Genomic DNA, 16,303 nt, shown 5'->3' on the forward strand with positions numbered 1-16,303 from the left:
CCACCTACCCGCTCACGACAGCGCGGAAGTTGGCGAATTTCGCCCAGGCAAAATCATTCCCGCCCGCTTCGCTCATCCGGGTGGCGAAATAGACGTTCTGCCAGACCCCGATCCGCTCGCCGGCAAAGGCGCTCAAGTGAGCCGTCTCGCCGAAGCTGACGGTTTTCCAGCCGGAAAACGCTTCGCCGACCGCCTGCTCCCGCTCTCCCTTGAAGAGGGCTTTGGCCGCGCCAAGATCCTTGGCAACCACGATGGCGAAATCGATATCGGCCGCCCGGCTGTTGTCGATGAAAGCCTTGGCCGACATGCGGATGACCTGAGGCGGACAGGCCGCCGGCAGTTGCCCGATCGTCATCCCTTCCGCCGGCGGATGGCAACCGATGGCCCGTTCCGTCGGCAGCGGCATGATGGCTTCGAAGTCGAAGGATACCTCGTCGGAATTGGCAAGGCTCGCGTGCTCCAGAATGCCCGGGGCAATCGGCATGTCGCGGAAGCCTTCGTCCTGGTTGACCTGCTGCGACTGCGCCGGGATGTAATTCGCATGCGGTGGCATGGAAACGCCCGGAATGCCGCCCCAGACCTGAAGCGCGAGGCTGTTTTTCAGAACCGGCAAGTCGTTGGAAGCGTCCCGCACCTGGAACATCTCGACCGGCTGCAGGCCACCGACGGACAGAAGCGGCACCTCATCCTCCGTCTCTTCAACCTGCAGGCGGAATTCCAGGGTCCTGCGCAGACCCGCCGTTGAGCGCGACAGGCCAAAGATGTTCCAGCCCGTGGAAAGATCACCGCTGGAGAAATGCCAGGTATCGACGATCCTCTGGTCCTCCAGCGTCATCAACTGGGCGCGCAACTTGATGTCAGAACGGCTGCCGGTCTGCTCCACATGCACCGCCACGCCGCTGACACCGGAACTCGGCACCGGCAGGATCTGGCTGACGCCATCGATGGACGCGCTTGCCAGCACATTCGGATTGAGCGGATTTTCCGCCGGCTCGTTGCTGAAGAGGAGATCCAGCGGCTGCAGGCCATGGCGGTTGAGAAACGCCTCAAGCGCGGCAAACCGGTTTTGTAAATCGTCGTTCAGGCTGCGAAGGGTCTTCAGCTCCTTGCTGGACAGGACGAGGCGCCGCGCACCCGATTTCACGTGATCGGCGACCAGCCCGACCATTGAGGACACTGCCTCCACTTCACCGCCCCGACCCCAGCCGATGATCGGCGGCGACTGAACGGCACCGCGTTGTTGAAGCCACTTCAGCAGCTCGTCCTTGGCCTCTGTTGCCGCCGGATCCATGATCACCGCCAGCGGCAGAAGGGGGGCTTCCGACACCTGGAAGCGACCAGCGCTCTCGTCGGAAAACAAGGCGTAACCGTCCTCTACCCCTTCAAACCAGACCGTCTTGACCGCCTCCTGCAACGATCCTGGAATCTCCTGCCTTGAAACACCGACGACGATCAACGTCAGTTCTTTCAGCAACAGCATCTCTCGCGCTGCGTTGTGAACGGGAAATGTGTCTTGTGTCGCCACGACTGTCATGCAAGCCCCCATCTGAACGGTGAAGCGTCTCCCTGCCGGAGTCCGCCTGCTCAATTTGTATACACGCACATTTTTTAAGTTTTATTATGACAATAATGCGGCGCACAAAGAGTTATGTAAACATAATTATATATTTCTCGATACAAACATACTATAAAATCATATACATCGAAATATTATATAAATAATAAATGTAATATACTTCGATTTTCGAAATTATTTCATTTCAACATCACACAAGAGCCACCACTCGCCGCTGTTGCATGGGCTCTCGCACCTGCATTACATGCGGCACGCTGTTCTCACTCAAGAAATCGCTCATGGCGTAATAGGTGGCCTCATAGGCCCGGTTGAACCGGTCGAAGAGGCCCTGATCCCAATAGTCGCTCAGGCGGAACACCTTCTCGCTGAAGACATCGAAACTCGGAATCCGGAACGTCTCGGCAAATTCGCGCGTGCGGCTGTCATAGGTGAAGTAAAGCGCCGGAACCCCATTGGCCAAAGCCATCAGATTGCCGTGCAGGCGATAGCCGAGCACCAGGTCGCAGGCTTTGACGCAAGCGTCGTAGTCCGCAACCACGTCCGAATAGAACATGGAGCTGCGGTAGAGAGCTTCGATGTCATCGTCCAGATACCACTCGCCAACCCAGGCGTTTTCCCGAAGCGATGCAATTGCCTGCTCTTTCTGCTCCGGCGTTCCAAGCACCAGCTTCTTTTCCTCCAGCTCGCCCTGCGCCATCAGAACCGTATCGAAGCGGGCCGCGACGGACTTGATCAGGTCGCGGTGAAACGTGAGATACTGCCGGATATCCCTGGCATAAGCAGGCGACACTTCGCGCCGCACGGTCAGGCCGACTTTCCTGATCTGCCCGATCTCGGGCAGCGTGATCCGGAGGCCCGGATCGTTATGGCGAAAAGCCGTCGGACAGCCGATGATCCGCGTATTCGAAATGCCGATATCTTCCAGCACCTCGGCGGTATAGGTGCCCCGAACGCCGACCGAAGCCGTCGAGCCTGCGATCAGACGCAGGACGTTCTTGGTGGCCTCCGACAGCACCAGCTTGCCATCCACTGGCGCCTGGGCACCGATGCCGAAGGCCAGCACCGGAAGCCCGAGCCGGCTCAGAACCTGCTCGGCCATTTCCCAGTCCATGTCGCCGTGAATGTAGTTCGAACCGCGTAGCACGACATAGTCGAATTCATCCCGCAGACGATCGACCTCCGCCGGGTCGAAGTCCCGGATCGTCAGGGTTTCCAGGCGGTCGTACTTCAGCAGTTTCAGCGAGGAATCGAAGACGAAGGCATCGCCGATGTTGTGATAGTGGTCCAGGTTCCGCTGAATGTCCTGATGGCTGTACCAGCGGACATTGTTGTGGTCGTAGACTTCGCCGGACGGTATCATCACCAGAACGCGTGTCATTCCATATTCCTTTGTCTTCTCAGGCGCTTTGCTTGAGGGCACCGGGACGAGACGCGAGGCCGCCATCAAGAACCTCGCGATAAAGGGTCACGTGCTCGCCGGCACTTTCCAGATGTGTTTTCGGGGGGCGGATTCCCGCCCGCAGACGCTGCCACAGACCGGGATCGCTCAAGGCTTCGCTCATGCGGTCGGCCAGGTCTTCAGGACTTGCCGGTCGGGCATGCAGTCCGTCGGCGCCGTCGCGAACCTTTTCGGCCATACCGCCGATGCCGCTGCAGATAACCGGACGTCCGTGAAAGAACGCTTCCTGGATGATCACCGGCGAGTTTTCCCACCAAACCGACGGCATCATCACCCAGTCGGCTTGCCTGATCAGCGAGGGCATGTCCTTGTTCTGGTAGCTGCCGGCAAACCGCACGCGCGGCCCGGCGGCCTCCAGGAGATCGGCAATGCGGCTTCGAAATGCTTCTGGCTGACGCTCCAGATTGCCGCCGTGGATGGTCAATGCAGCGTCTTCTCCCCAGACCTTTTCGGGAATGCGCTGAACCGCATCCAGGAGCACGTCCACGCCCTTGTAAGGGGTCATCTGGCCGAAGAACCCGAAACGGTTCCGGCGCCCACCAGCCGCCACCGGGCGGGGCGCCGCGGGCTCACCCACGTTCAGGCCGTTTTCGATCACGGTCATCTTGTCGGCTGGCAGCCCCCAGGCGACATAGCGGTCGGCCAGGAAACGGCTGGGCGAAATATAGCCATCGGCAAGACCGAGCATGGACTTGATGAACTGCCGGCGACGCAGGAAGCTGGCCGGCGAAATCTCCGGAAAGCAGCCGTTGCAGGCAATCGGCGAGGCGGCGTCACAGAGCTTGTGCCCCCCTGCTTTGACCATCTGGCCGTGATGGTGGCAGATGGAGAGAAACTCGTGAAAGGTCACCAGAATGACGGCATCGGGCAAGGCATCGCGCACCGTGTAGAGCGCCTCGAGGCCAAAGCCGATGAAATGATGAAAATGCACCACGTCCGGACGCAAGGTACGGACGAACCGGCGTAGATCCCTGGAAAGATCTCCCGTGTTGCGGTTGGACACCAGGAACGGGTCGTAATCATCGGCATGAAAGAGCAACTCGTCATCGGCATCGTCCACGCCCATGAGGGCGGATTGGCCGTGCCGCGGATAACCGTCGCCAACCCTTGCCAGGAAGAACGATTGCGTTCCCGGCAGGGATTTCAGGCCTTGATGAAGATTGTAGGACGCCACTTCCGCCCCGCCCAGCGACAGCGTCGGATGGCCGTGAGAGATGACGAGAACACGCAGTGTCTCGCCGGTCGCCGGTGGTCTTTCCTGCGAAACTGTCGTCATGCGATCTCCTCCGCCAGATCGGGAAGAACCGGAGACCAGATCCGCTCAAAGCTGCGGCGATCCAGTTCGGCAACCAGCTTCTTCCAGGAGCGCTCGCCCGGACGCCCGTCCTCGGCGTGGATCATTTCCACCTGCGGCACCCAGAGCGAACCGATGCCCGACAGCTTCAGCCGCAGCGCCCCGTCGAGACCCTTCTCGTCCGTGCCGAGATATTTCCTGGAAAAGCCCCCGGCTTCCGCCAGCGCCGATCTTGGCAGGACACAGCAATCGAATGGAGCCGCGGCAACCGGACTGACATCCGCCCCGTGAAGGGTCCGACGCGGATAACCAAGATAATGCTGCTTCAACAGATGGCGACCGCCTTCCGGTTCGATCCAGGCCCCGCCCCATCTGATGGTTTCGTCTTCGTAGAGCAGCGTGGGAGCCACAATGCAGGCCGCATCATGCGCCTGAAACGCGGTGAGCAAGGGCTCCACCCACCCTGCTCCGCGCGGCAGCACTGCGGAAGACAGACAGACAATCGTTTCCGACGGAGAAGCCTCGACGCCCGCCTGAAGCGCATCGAGCGCATCCTCGACATGGTCCGCCAGCACCAGGCGGACGGCGAGACCGTAGAAACCGGAAAGCTGTCTGAAATCCTCGATCTGCTCCACCGCTTCTGCCTGGGAAGCGACCAGAACAACAGGCACACCACGCAACAGCGGATCGAGAGCACACAGAGACAACAGGACCCGCGATGTCTCGAAATTGCCATCCAGCCCGACCACGAGAGCAAAGACCGCACCTTCCACGACGGGGCCGAAGTCGATGGTTTCGACAACAACGGGATCTGGCGCATCGTTCGCCTGAAGGACCGGCAGGAGATGGCGTTCCAGAAAGTCCGGGCGGAAGGCCGTTGCCGGATCAAGCCCGGACAAAAGCCGGCGGAGCGCGGAACGCGGTGTTGCCCTGCCGAGAGCCAGCGGGGCAAAGGCGGCGCGGCCGTCCTTCAGCACGATCTCCAGGTAGCTTCCCTCGGAACCCGACATTTCTTCCGCGGGCACGTGAACCAGAAAGCCGTGCCGCTGAAGCGCATCCGGACCGCTGAGGAAGGGGGAAAGGGTTTCAAATGCGCTCGTCACATCCGGCCGTGGCTGCGTCGTCCACCGGGTATCGAGCCGGCAGCTCTTGCACCCCGAGCGCAGGAGAACCGCCTCGGCACGATCCTCCGGATTAAGCAGCCAGCCCGACAACAGGACGCCGGCGCGATCCAGCGAAGCACTGAAATCGATACCGACCCTGACCGGGACGTCGAGCTCGCTAACGGTTTCCCGGCCGTCGAACCGCCGGCCCGCAAGCTCCAATCGGGCCCTGCCGTCACCCGCCGGGGAAAGCTTCGGCAACAGGGCCCGTATGTGGGAGGGAAGAGCCCGGGCCGGCGGCATCGTCCTGTGTTCATGAACCTCGACCGCGCTCCACCCCGCGCGGCCCCGAAAGAAAACCTTGCGCAGCAGCCCGGCGTCGAGACCGCCCTCGACCTCCAGCAAACCGGCAAAACCATGGGCCTTGCCGCCGGTGTCCTTGCGCTCGAACAGACCACCCGCCAGTTCGCCAAGTTTCAGCGCCCCGTCGTAAACAAACACCCGGCTGATGCCTGCCGGCATGCCCTTTGCCCAGCCCTGAAGATAGATATCTCCAGCATCAAAGACGCCAAGAACCTCGATGAAACCGTCACGCCCTGCCACCGCATCGACAATTCTCGCAGCCGTCTGCATCGCCTGAGGCGCCGTGCCAGCCCCCAACAATGCCTGGACCAGGCCGTCGACGATGTCGGACACTGACTGAGGCGTCAGCTCACCGACGCTTTGCAGGAAGCTCTTGAGATCCGCAGCCTGATGTCTGACAGCAAAGGGATAGGCGCGCCCCTGGCTTCGAATGGTCACCCGCTCCGGCCGAAGAACCGGGCTGTTGGCCAGCGAGAGGATCGCGACGAAGGGACGTTTCTTTCCCGAAAGACGATTGCCGGCTGGCAAAACGGAAACCGTGCAAGGCACCGTCAACTTGGGATCTTCATTGAGGATGGCCGGCAATCCACCGGCGAAGGCCTCTCCCACACCGGCAATCAACAGCGTTTCGCGGTCGAGACTGACATGGAGAACCGAATGTCCGTCGAGCGGAACCTGCGGTTCCACCGCCCCCTGCGCCTTGAACGCGGATGCCTGCCGCTCTGCACCTGCGGGCAGCTTCTTCACACCTTCCAGGGTGACGACAGGCTCCATCTGTCCTTACCTCCACAGGCCGCCGGCAGCGGCAAACAGCATGCCGCCGACAAATCCGAGCAGGATCGCCAGCACCAGCATATGAACCTTGAGATTGTTGCGGCTCTGCTCCCCCAGAGCCTTCAAGCGGTCATCGAAGCCCTTCAGCGTCGTATCGAAGCGCACCAGAAAGACTTCCAGCTCCTTCACCCGCTGGGCGAGGTCCCCCTGACCGCTCTTGAGAATGGACATGGCCTCGCCAAGCTCACCCTCATTGGAGGCCAGCGCATCGATCCGCTGCACCGTCTCCCGCAACACCGCGGTCGCATCTCGCTGGCCGATGGCGCTTTGGCGCTGCGCCACGATCAACCGATCAAGCTTCTCCATCACCACCGCCAGAGGCATTGCAACGGCAGCTTCCGCGGCCCGTTCTTCGGCGCTGGGGCGCGGCAGTTTCAGTTGCGCTTCCCCCTTTGGGGTTTCCGCAACCACGGTCAGACCGGCGGGGGCTGAGGCAACCGCCTGGGGCAACTCGATGTCGAACGCATAGCTGCCGTCACCGATGCCGTTGCGCTTCAAGTCGATGCGCTGGGTTTCGGCGACCTTGCTGAGCACCCGTTCGCCGTCGTGGAAGACGTGGATGGTCATGCGGTCGCTGGGGCTCGAGGCATCCCAGGCCCAGCCGTGCAACCGTCCGTTTTCTAAAGCGTCGACACGTCCCTGCAACCTTGCGGTCACAGTCTGCTCGCTGCCGTCAGCACCGGCTTGCTGCGGCTTTGCGTCCGGTCCGGGTCTCACCTGTTCGAGAGGGGTTACGCTCATACCAGTCTCCTCAGGCTGCTGGTTCGCTTGCCGCGTTTTGCCTGTCGGCAAAGACACGCAGATACTGTTCGGCAACAGCGCCGACGGTGGGCGGTTTACGGGTGTTGGCAGCCAGCTTCCGATACTGCGCCGCGTCTCCGGCAGCCGTCGCCATGGCAATGGCAAGTCCAACCGGATCGTTCTTGCGCACATGCAGGCCATCAACACCATCAGTGACGGCCTCGGCCATGCCGCCAACCCCGCTGGTGATCACCGGCCGGCCGTGCTGTTGCGCCTCGGCGATGACAAGCGGGGCGTTTTCCCACCAGAGCGACGGCACCACCACCCAGTCGACCGGCTCCATCAGATCAGCCACGTCCTCTGGCTTGTAAGGCCCAAGACGCGACACCCTGGGCGCGGTTTCTTCGAACAGCGTGTCGATGCGTTTGACGAACTCCTGGTTCTGGAACGGTGCGCCGCCATGGACCCGCAGCTCGAAATCCATGTCCTTTTCCACCAGCAGCTTTGCCGCCTGCAGCAGAACCTCGACACCCTTCCAGGGCGTCAGATTGCCGAAATAGCCGAACACGGCCTTTGGCGTGTCCGCACCCGCCCGGCTGGACGCCGGTGTCACCTCCGGCCGACCGTTGCGGATGATCCTGATTTTTTCCGGTGGCAACCCCCAGCGCACATAGGTGTCGCGCAGAAACGCACTTGGAGAAACGAACTCATCAACGGCCTCCAGATGTGTCTTGATGAACCGTTCGCGCAGACGCATGTCATTCGGCGTTGCCTCCGGCAGGCACCTGCACAAGCCCCCGGGCCCGAGTGCCGCACAGGTCTCATCCGGAGTTTTCATGAGGACACCGTCATTGGCGCAGATGGCGTAATAATCGTGCAACGTCATCACGATGCGCACATCGGGCAGAACGCGCCGGATAAGCACCGGCAGCTCAACGCCGAACAGCAGCAGGTGGTGGATATGCACGACGTCGGGCCGGAAGCTTTCCAGTAGCGTACACATGTCCGGCACAAATGCCTGCAGGTCGATCTGGCTCATGTTGAACCGGTCGAAATGACCGGCCCACATCAGCAACTCGTCGCCGCTGTCGCTGATCGCCTGAAAGCTCGTTCCCGGATGCGGGTCGCGGTGCAGGTGGTTGGTTGCCCCGACAAACAGCGCCTGGTGCCCGGCCTCGCGATAGGCCCTGGCCAATTCGAGCGCGACGGTCTCCGTGCCACCGGGGTGAAGGTCCGGATGATTGTGCGCGAAAACGAGGATCCGCATTACGACACCCCCCGCGAGGTTTTCACGGCAACGAAAAAGTCCTGATAATGCGGGGCCCCGTTGCTGCCGCGCCAGTGACCGAACCGCTTCAGCGCAATTTCGAACCCGGCGGCTTCCAGTGCCTTGTCGAGGAAACCATCGTCGAAGGCGACGGCTGCGAGCGGTGCTCGCGGGTTGCCATACCAGGCAGGCCCCTCGCCATCCCGTCGGAACTCGACACGTGGGCTCAGGCCTGCCCCGCGGTCCGGCGCGATGACGAAGGCGGACAGAAACAGCCTGCCTCCCAGCTCCATGAGCCGCGAGATTTCGCGGAAATAGGGCAGGATCTCTTCGGAAGGCAGATGCGTGACCACCGAGGTCATGATGGCAAAATCGAACGAGCCGTTGGCAAACGGCAGCGCGATCTCCGTGCCGCGGATGTAACCGTCCGGATTATAAAGCGCATTTGCGATGTCGAGATGCATGAAGCGAAAATTGGGATAGACCGACCCGATGTTGCGCGTGCACCACTGAATGCCTGCGGACGCGGGATCTATTCCCACATATCTGGCAGCTTCAGGATCGAGATATTGCGTCAACGGCACCGCCATCCGGCCAATCCCGCATCCGACATCAAGCACCCGTTCATGCGTGTTGAGACCGCCAAGTTCGATGAAATGACCCAGAAATTCCGTTCCGATGGCGAGATAATCACCATCGCCAACAAAGTTGTCCTCGCTGGGCGGAACCGGCAGGAACCGGTTACGGCCGATATGTCTCTGAAGGTCCGCAAGCCGTTCGGCGTTGAGCGGCGACGACACCAGTCTGGCAGCATCCTTGATGAGAACCGGCGAATTCATGCACTCAGCCCTTTTTCACGCTGCTCCGCAGCTTCCATCAGGGCAATGATGTCGTCCTGCCATCGGGACTGGTGGAGCCAGCGATTGTATTGAGAGGCAACGCCGCGCGTGTAGTCTTCGTTCTTGCGAATGGAGACGCGCTCGAAGTGATAAAGTTCGACGTCGCCCAGGTAGTAGATCTTGCGGTTCAGCTTGCGCAGCTTCAGGCACAGGTCGCTGTCTTCGTAGTCGCCGACGATGAAGTCGGTCGTGAAGCCTTCGACTGCCTCGAAATCGGCCTTCGACAGCACCAGGCAAGCACCGGTTACCCCCGGCACCTCGCGCGAGGAACTGGCTTCGGGAAACTGGCGTGGAAACCCCTTGAAGTAGTGGTGGTTGAACCAGCGGCCCTTGTCGTCCTGAATGAACTTCAAACCGGCGTGCTGGATGGCGTTGTCCGCATAAAGCAGCTTGCCACCGACGGCGGCCACCTGCTCGTCCATCATCAGACTGGCGCAAAGCTGTTCCAGCCAGCCGGCCTCCACCGGCACGACATCGGAATTGATCATCGCCAGATAGCGCCCGCGTGCCGCCTCGGCGCCGGCATTGCAGGCAAGCGCATAACCGCCGTTGCGCTCCATGACGACAAGGCGCACGGGAAGGCCGTAGAGAAGATGGAACCCGGCCAGCAGATCCTCGACATGGGTCACCTGCTCGGGAGAATCGAGCACATAAATCACCTCGGCATTCTCGGCCAGCCAACTGTCGGCAGCAAAGGCCGCAAGCTGTGCCTTGATGAACTCGAACACCTTGTAGAGCGGGATCACGATGGACACCGTGGGCTCGGCAAGCGGTTTGCCGAACCGGACTTCGGACGGCGTACCGACCGACTGCCGGAACCGCGACTGGACATCCGCCAGAACAGGCGACAGGCAGCCCGAGAGAACATCGTCGCCCGCGTGGCGCGGCGTGACCACCGACAGCGCCTTTGCCCTTATGCCGGGAATGTCGCCCGGCTGCGGCGGTGGCACCAGCACTTCACGTTCACCCGATGCCAGGCGGACCTCGAAGCGGGGCTGCAGATTGTGCTGCAACACCCTGCCGACCGGCGCAAACGCGACAAACCGCCTGATGGCATAGCCGCCCTGGGTTTCCGGCAGAACGCCGTCGAATGTGTGCAATTTGAGGGGAACCGGTGCGGAACTGCCGGCCAGGATATCAATGCCCCGGTAGACATGACCGGGATCGCGCAACCAGCCGCCAACCAGCACACCGGTTTCACAGGCGACAGCCGTTTCGACCGCGCAGAAGGACCCGGTTTCCGACAGCACGCCGTGCCGACGCGCAGGCAGGGGATCACTCACCTGCAGATCGCGGATAGCCGCGCGGGCCTCGTCTGATTTCGTGCCGACGTCCGCCACCAGATAGTCGCGCACCTCCGGCAGCTTGCGGGAATTGGCGGCCCACCACTGGCCGACCGTGCGTTTCACGTTGTCCGTTGCCAGCCGCCGGATCGCCAGTCCCCAGTTTCCGGACAGCACCAGGAAAGCGTTGGCTGGCGTTTGCGGCGTGTCGACAGTGCCCAGAAACAACCTGCTTTTGCCGCTGTTGTAGGGCGTGTTGCAGACCGCGCTGTCCAGCCGCACGACACCGGCGTCGCCGATCAGCACCGCGGTCTTGATCTCTGTGCTGTCGCTGTTGATGAGGGTTTCCAGCAACCGGACCGACCCGATGCTGGCGACCGCCTCCACCACAGGCGGCGTGTCGTTGACGGACCGCAGCAACTCCCGTGCAAAATTGACGAAGCTGCGGGAGCGCCCCAGCCGAAACATGCCGGACCAGGCGCTCAGGAAAGTGGTGACGAAAACTGCACAGGCCGCCTGGCTGAGACCGTTGGTAATGGCAAAGGCATCGGCGGGAGGGCCAGGCCGCGTGGCATCCACGGCAAGCGTTGCCTCGGCCCCAACTGCACCGGCGCTCAGCTTCAGGCTGAGCCGCGCTTTTTCCTTCAGAGTAACGGCCCATACAACACGTGACCCGCCATCCAGCCGCGCCAGCCTGACACTCGCGATAGAGCCGAAAGCCAGTCCACCCTGCTCCACCAGCCTGGGCGCTGCATTGACCTGATGGGCCGGGTCCCAGACCAGCAGGAGAACCTCCGGCGTGAGCTGAAAGAAATGCGGCGAACCAAACTTCGCCTCGGCGTATTGGCCCAAGGTCTCGAGCATATTTGTCCATCGCTATTGAAGACCTGAGCTCCGAAGGGCTCCAGGTCAAACGCCGGTACCCAGGCACACGGAAAGCCACGTGCCCGGGTGCGGGATCATCAGGTAACGACGATGTAGCCGTCGGGATTGTCCTGAAGATCGTCGGCATCGACGTTGTTGAGCGTGACGGTATCGCCGTTGCCGAGATCGATGACGGTGTTGTTGCCAACCTGCGTCGCCCGCGCGGCGACATCGGCGGCGGAGGACACACCGGTTTCGTTGATGTTGGTGGAAATCTGCACCAGGTCGCCGGCCTGGAAATCCATGACGATGTCGTTGCCGCCACCGCCTGTGAACACGAAGACATCGTTGTCGCCGCCGCCGAACATCACGTCATTGCCGGCACCGCCGTCAATGATATCGGAGTCTGCGCCGCCGAATATGATATCGCCGCCAGCTCCGCCTTCGATGTAGTCGGATCCCGCACCACCGAAGATGGTGTCGCTGCCTTCACCACCCAGAATGACATCTTCGCCACCCTGCCCGAAAAGCTTGTCGGCACCCTCTCCGCCGGCAATGAGGTCACTGCCGCGACCGCCGAAGAGGAAGTCGTCCCCTTCATTGCCGAGCAGAACATCGGATGAGCCCAGTCCGAAAATAAAGTCCTGGGCATTTGTACCTTGCAGGAAATCCTGGAAAGCACTGCCTTCAATCGTGGCCATGTAGCTAACTCCTGAAGTTCGCCTCGTTAAATTGACGCCCCGCGAACCGCGGCACACCGCACTGCACAAACCCCATAATTTTGCAGCGCAAGAAGTACAATACACAATTACCAATCGCTTCAAAGTGAAGAATAGTGAAAAAAATACGGCAATATTTTGAATGACATAAACTAATTCTACTTTTTATTGAATAGTAATTTGAAAATACAATTCGTTTACTTCTATTTCATTTCGAAATTCAAAATAAAATCAATGAAACCGTCCGCTCACTCATAGATTGAAATCCAATTCCTGCGGTTTTTCAGATACTTGAAATCGCCGGAAGTTCGCGGAAAAACACCACTCAACCGGAAAGCCACGAAAAAGCTCGACATAGTCGTTTTGCAACGCAGCATTCGCGTTATAGGTGCAATTTTCCAGAGGCCATCCGGCTTGCGCGTCAACACCCGCAGACGACGACGGAACCGGCGGGACGGCATTTCGACATTGCCATCCCGCCTTAATATTTTTTGGTTGAATGCAAGAAAGCTCGTCAATCTTCCCTGAATGCGCGGTCCAGGCTCTCGGTAATCGGCTCGAGCAGATATTCCATCGCCTTGCGGGCGCGCCTCACGATCAGGACTTCCGCCGACATGCCCGGGTAAAGGGTCAGGGTGGGATTGTCCTCAAGTTCATCGGCGCGAACCTGCGCACGCACAATGTAGTAGGCTGCCTGCGTCTGCGGATCGACGGTCTGGTCGGCGGCGACATAGGTCACCTCGCCCTCAAGCGGGCTGGTGTCATGCCGGTCGTAGGCAGTCAGGCGGATACGCGCTTCTGAGCCGACATGAACGGAATCGATATCATTGAGGTTCATCCGGACCTCGACGAGCATCTTTTCATCGCGCGGGACGATATCCATGATCGCCTTGCCGGGCTCGACAACCCCGCCCGGCGTTCTCATTTCGATGTTGGAGACAATACCGGCCTGGGGAGAATGGACCACCAGCCGGTCGAGCACATCCTTGGAAGAAATGATCTGCTCGTTGGTGACGTTGAGTTCCAGCTGCGCGTCAAGGATCTTGCCGGCGATATCGCTCTGCCATTCCTGTTCGGCCTGCAACAGGGCCACCTCGGCGCCCTGGCGCGCTTTTTCAGCTCGTGCCTTCTGGGCGGCGAGCTCGCCGCCATCGCCGATCATCTGGCTCAGTTCCAGCTGAACCTCGCTGAGGATAGCCTTTGACGTGAACCCCTTTTTCTCCAGACCGCTGAGCGCGCTGACACGCTCCTCCAGCAGCTGGCGCCGGTGACCCGTAGCCTCGATCTGAGCCTGATTGGCTTCAATCTGGGCGACATATTGCTCGATCTCTTTCTGCTGAAGAGCAATCTTGCCGCTGTAGACCTGGCGACGCCTTTCGAACACGCCTCGCTCGGCCGCAACCACTTCCGCAATCAGCGGCGCGTCGCTGTTGCTGATCTCCTTCGGGAATACGACCTCCTCCTCCAGATCCCGCTCCGCCCTGAGGCGGGCAAGCCTCGCCAGGAGGCTCACCCGTTTGGCGTTAAGCTGCGCCAGTTCGGCGCGCGCTCTTGTGTCGTCCAGTTCTACCAGCGGCTGGCCGGCGTCGACATAATCACCTTCCTGAACCAGCAACCGCCGCAGGATGCCCCCTTCCAGATGGCTGATGGTCTTGCGTTTGCTGTCAACGATAACCTTGCCGGTGGCGACCGCCGCACTGTCGAGATCGGCGGTAAATCCCCAGAGCAGAAAGCCGCCAAACCCGATCGAGACGGCCAGCACCGCCGCCAGCAGGGGCTTGCGCAAGCTGGGCGGACGGCTGTCGTCGGCCTTCAGCGCGGCCATCCAGTAGGAGTGTCCGGGTTTTGAGGTGTCCCCGGAAGAGGACGAGGTAGCTGGTGGGTCTACCCGCTCGGAACGCCTGGTCATGCCACTTCTCCGCTTGCCGGCAAGGCACGGGGGGTAGAAGGAGCAGGGAGACGCCTGGAAATGGTGCTGACGACATCCGTGCGGTCGCCGAACTGGCCGATCCGGCCGTCTTCCAGCACCAGGATCTTGTCGGCCGCTTCCATGATCGCCGGACGATGCGCGATGACGATGACGATGGCATCATCCGCTTTCGCCTGTGAAATGGCGCGCAGCAGGGCAACCTCCCCTTCCGTATCCAGATTGGCATTGGGTTCATCGAGCACGAGCAGACGCGGACGGCCGAACAGGGCCCGCGCAAGGGCCACTCGCTGTTTCTGTCCGCCCGACAGGGTGTAGCGGTTGTCGCCGACAGGAGTGTCGTATCCAAGCGGCATCCGGCCGATCATCTCGTGAACACCGGCGGCCCGCGCGGCGTCGATCACCATCTGCGGATCGGCTTCATACATGCGCGAGATATTGTCCCGGACCGTTCCATCCAGAAGCGAAACCGATTGCGGCAGATACCCAACCATCGCTCCGAAGGACGCCCGCTCCCAGAGGTAGGCATTGTGCCCGTCCAGAAAGACACCGCCGGTGGTTGGCTGAAGAACACCGACCAGCAGGCGGGCCAGGGTCGATTTTCCGGCCGCCGACGGTCCGACAATGCCCAGAACATCACCAGGTTCGAGCGTGAACGAAATCCCCTTGATGACCGGCACAGGCGCATTGGGCGGTGCATAGACCAGCTTGTCCACCTTGAGCGTCCCCTGGCTGGGCGGGGTCGGCACGGTCTGGCGAATGGAAGAATGGTTCTCCAGAACCTCGCGCACCCGGCTCCAGGCGGTTGACGCGAACACCCACTGGCGCCAGTTCTCGGTCAGATTATCGAAAGGGGTCAGCAGGCGCCCCATCAGAATGCTGGCGGCAATCATCGTGCCGGCGGTCACTTCGCCCTTGATGACGAGGTCGGCGCCAAGGGCCAGTACCGCGATCTGCATTCCGAACCGGAGGCTTCGTGTCATCGCATGGATCGCCTTGCCGCGCCGGCTGCCCATGGCCATCAGCTCCGTGGCGTGTAGCTGCCCCTTGCGCCACCGGCGCGTCAGCGCGGGCATCAATCCCATAGCCTCGATGGTCTCCGCATGGCGAAGCGTGGAGGCGATCGTGGCAACATTCTGAAGGTTGGCGGTGCTCGCCTCCTTCAGCAACGAACGTGTCAGCATGTCGGACAAGAGATTGAGCCCGATCAGCGTGACTGCGGAAACAACCGCCAGGAGCCCGTAGAGCGGATGAAGGGCAAACAGCACAAGCAGGAACAGCGGCACCCACATGGCTTCCAGCGGAGCGCTGATGGCGTTGCTGGTGACGAAAGTGCGCAGATCGTTCAGATCCCGCAACACTTCGGAGGCCATGCCGCCCCCCTTTTCCAGCGACGACTTCACCCCCGCCTCGATTGCCGTCAGGTTGAGACGCCGGACCAGTTCACTGCCCATCACCTGAAAGATCTGGCTACGGATGTATTCCAGAATCGCAAACAGGATCAGCCCGCCACAGGCGATGATCAGTAACATTGTCAATGTATCGAGACTCTGACTGTTCAGAACCCGATCATGAACTTGCAGCATAAACAGCGGCACGATCATCTGTAGCAGCGTAATAAAGCCGCTCAGGGCCGCTGCCGCCGCGAGCCCGGTTGCAAAGGTGACACGCGCCTCTCTGATGAGGCGGAACGGATCGATTGCATCCGGTGTTGTCTTGTCAGTCATTCAAGATTCTCCGAGACCTCAACCGATAGGTGTGTTCGCACGTGCGAAAAAAAGCGCTTTTTGCCTAGAAAACGACACATCTTTTCCATAGGAATGACGAAAGCATATAGACTAACTGGGTGTATCTAGGGACTTTAATTATGGCGATCGATTGACAAAGAGAATAAATGAAAAAACAAAACTAATGAATGCATAAATATGCATAAAAAGGGAGCAGAATAGCAATGAGGTTATTTCGAATTTAGTT

The 16,303-nt window shown here is 60.6% G+C and carries 11 protein-coding genes; all 11 read right to left on the reverse strand.

Translation table 11 applies throughout. From position 1 onward, the window contains the following. Positions 1-4: 4 nt before the first annotated feature. On the reverse strand, positions 5-1,534 hold the full coding sequence (locus AC2A6O_RS05340) for a DUF6212 domain-containing protein (RefSeq protein ID WP_498926041.1): 1,530 nt from the start codon (positions 1,532-1,534) through the stop codon (positions 5-7). Between the two features lie 232 nt (positions 1,535-1,766). Then, positions 1,767-2,954 carry a polysaccharide pyruvyl transferase family protein gene (locus AC2A6O_RS05345; RefSeq protein ID WP_498926042.1) on the reverse strand — a complete coding sequence of 396 codons (1,188 nt, stop codon included), beginning with the start codon at positions 2,952-2,954 and terminating at the stop codon, positions 1,767-1,769. A gap of 19 nt (positions 2,955-2,973) precedes the next feature. Next, the gene (locus AC2A6O_RS05350; RefSeq protein ID WP_498926043.1) at positions 2,974-4,311 is read right to left on the reverse strand and encodes a glycosyltransferase family 4 protein; all 1,338 of its coding nucleotides are present in this window, start codon (positions 4,309-4,311) and stop codon (positions 2,974-2,976) included. Further along, positions 4,308-6,569 (reverse strand): hypothetical protein, encoded by a 2,262-nt coding sequence (locus tag AC2A6O_RS05355; protein WP_498926044.1) that lies wholly within the window; start codon positions 6,567-6,569, stop codon positions 4,308-4,310. Before AC2A6O_RS05355 ends, AC2A6O_RS05350 begins: the two co-directional genes overlap by 4 nt. Before the next feature lie 6 nt (positions 6,570-6,575). Further along, positions 6,576-7,370, reverse strand: a complete 795-nt coding sequence (locus AC2A6O_RS05360; RefSeq protein ID WP_498926045.1) for a hypothetical protein — start codon at positions 7,368-7,370, stop codon at positions 6,576-6,578. A 10-nt stretch (positions 7,371-7,380) separates the two neighbouring features. Continuing rightward, positions 7,381-8,637: a glycosyltransferase family 4 protein gene (locus AC2A6O_RS05365; protein ID WP_498926046.1), complete on the reverse strand. Its 1,257-nt coding sequence runs from the start codon at positions 8,635-8,637 to the stop codon at positions 7,381-7,383. Further along, the gene (locus AC2A6O_RS05370) at positions 8,637-9,476 is read right to left on the reverse strand and encodes a class I SAM-dependent methyltransferase (RefSeq protein WP_498926047.1); all 840 of its coding nucleotides are present in this window, start codon (positions 9,474-9,476) and stop codon (positions 8,637-8,639) included. Before AC2A6O_RS05370 ends, AC2A6O_RS05365 begins: the two co-directional genes overlap by 1 nt. After that, the gene (locus AC2A6O_RS05375; RefSeq protein ID WP_498926048.1) at positions 9,473-11,683 is read right to left on the reverse strand and encodes a glycosyltransferase family 2 protein; all 2,211 of its coding nucleotides are present in this window, start codon (positions 11,681-11,683) and stop codon (positions 9,473-9,475) included. The genes AC2A6O_RS05370 and AC2A6O_RS05375 overlap by 4 nt, the downstream gene beginning before the upstream one ends. Before the next feature lie 98 nt (positions 11,684-11,781). Then, positions 11,782-12,384 carry a calcium-binding protein gene (locus AC2A6O_RS05380; RefSeq protein ID WP_148582710.1) on the reverse strand — a complete coding sequence of 201 codons (603 nt, stop codon included), beginning with the start codon at positions 12,382-12,384 and terminating at the stop codon, positions 11,782-11,784. A 532-nt stretch (positions 12,385-12,916) separates the two neighbouring features. After that, entirely contained in the window at positions 12,917-14,311 is a 1,395-nt protein-coding gene (locus AC2A6O_RS05385; RefSeq protein ID WP_498926049.1) for an HlyD family type I secretion periplasmic adaptor subunit, read from the reverse strand. After that, on the reverse strand, positions 14,308-16,056 hold the full coding sequence (locus AC2A6O_RS05390; protein ID WP_498926050.1) for a type I secretion system permease/ATPase: 1,749 nt from the start codon (positions 16,054-16,056) through the stop codon (positions 14,308-14,310). The genes AC2A6O_RS05385 and AC2A6O_RS05390 overlap by 4 nt, the downstream gene beginning before the upstream one ends. Between the last annotated feature and the right edge of the window lie 247 nt (positions 16,057-16,303).

The sequence above is a fragment of the Labrenzia sp. ATLA3 genome (assembly GCF_057180185.1).

Bases quoted from the DNA above. Each gene is read 5' to 3' on its own strand.
- AC2A6O_RS05340 (WP_498926041.1), bottom strand. From the start codon at position 1,534: ATGACAGTCGTGGCGACACAAGACACATTTCCCGTTCACAACGCAGCG.
- AC2A6O_RS05345 (WP_498926042.1), bottom strand. From the start codon at position 2,954: ATGACACGCGTTCTGGTGATGATACCGTCCGGCGAAGTCTACGACCAC.
- AC2A6O_RS05350 (WP_498926043.1), bottom strand. From the start codon at position 4,311: ATGACGACAGTTTCGCAGGAAAGACCACCGGCGACCGGCGAGACACTG.
- AC2A6O_RS05355 (WP_498926044.1), bottom strand. From the start codon at position 6,569: ATGGAGCCTGTCGTCACCCTGGAAGGTGTGAAGAAGCTGCCCGCAGGT.
- AC2A6O_RS05360 (WP_498926045.1), bottom strand. From the start codon at position 7,370: ATGAGCGTAACCCCTCTCGAACAGGTGAGACCCGGACCGGACGCAAAG.
- AC2A6O_RS05365 (WP_498926046.1), bottom strand. From the start codon at position 8,637: ATGCGGATCCTCGTTTTCGCGCACAATCATCCGGACCTTCACCCCGGT.
- AC2A6O_RS05370 (WP_498926047.1), bottom strand. From the start codon at position 9,476: ATGAATTCGCCGGTTCTCATCAAGGATGCTGCCAGACTGGTGTCGTCG.
- AC2A6O_RS05375 (WP_498926048.1), bottom strand. From the start codon at position 11,683: ATGCTCGAGACCTTGGGCCAATACGCCGAGGCGAAGTTTGGTTCGCCG.
- AC2A6O_RS05380 (WP_148582710.1), bottom strand. From the start codon at position 12,384: ATGGCCACGATTGAAGGCAGTGCTTTCCAGGATTTCCTGCAAGGTACA.
- AC2A6O_RS05385 (WP_498926049.1), bottom strand. From the start codon at position 14,311: ATGACCAGGCGTTCCGAGCGGGTAGACCCACCAGCTACCTCGTCCTCT.
- AC2A6O_RS05390 (WP_498926050.1), bottom strand. From the start codon at position 16,056: ATGACTGACAAGACAACACCGGATGCAATCGATCCGTTCCGCCTCATC.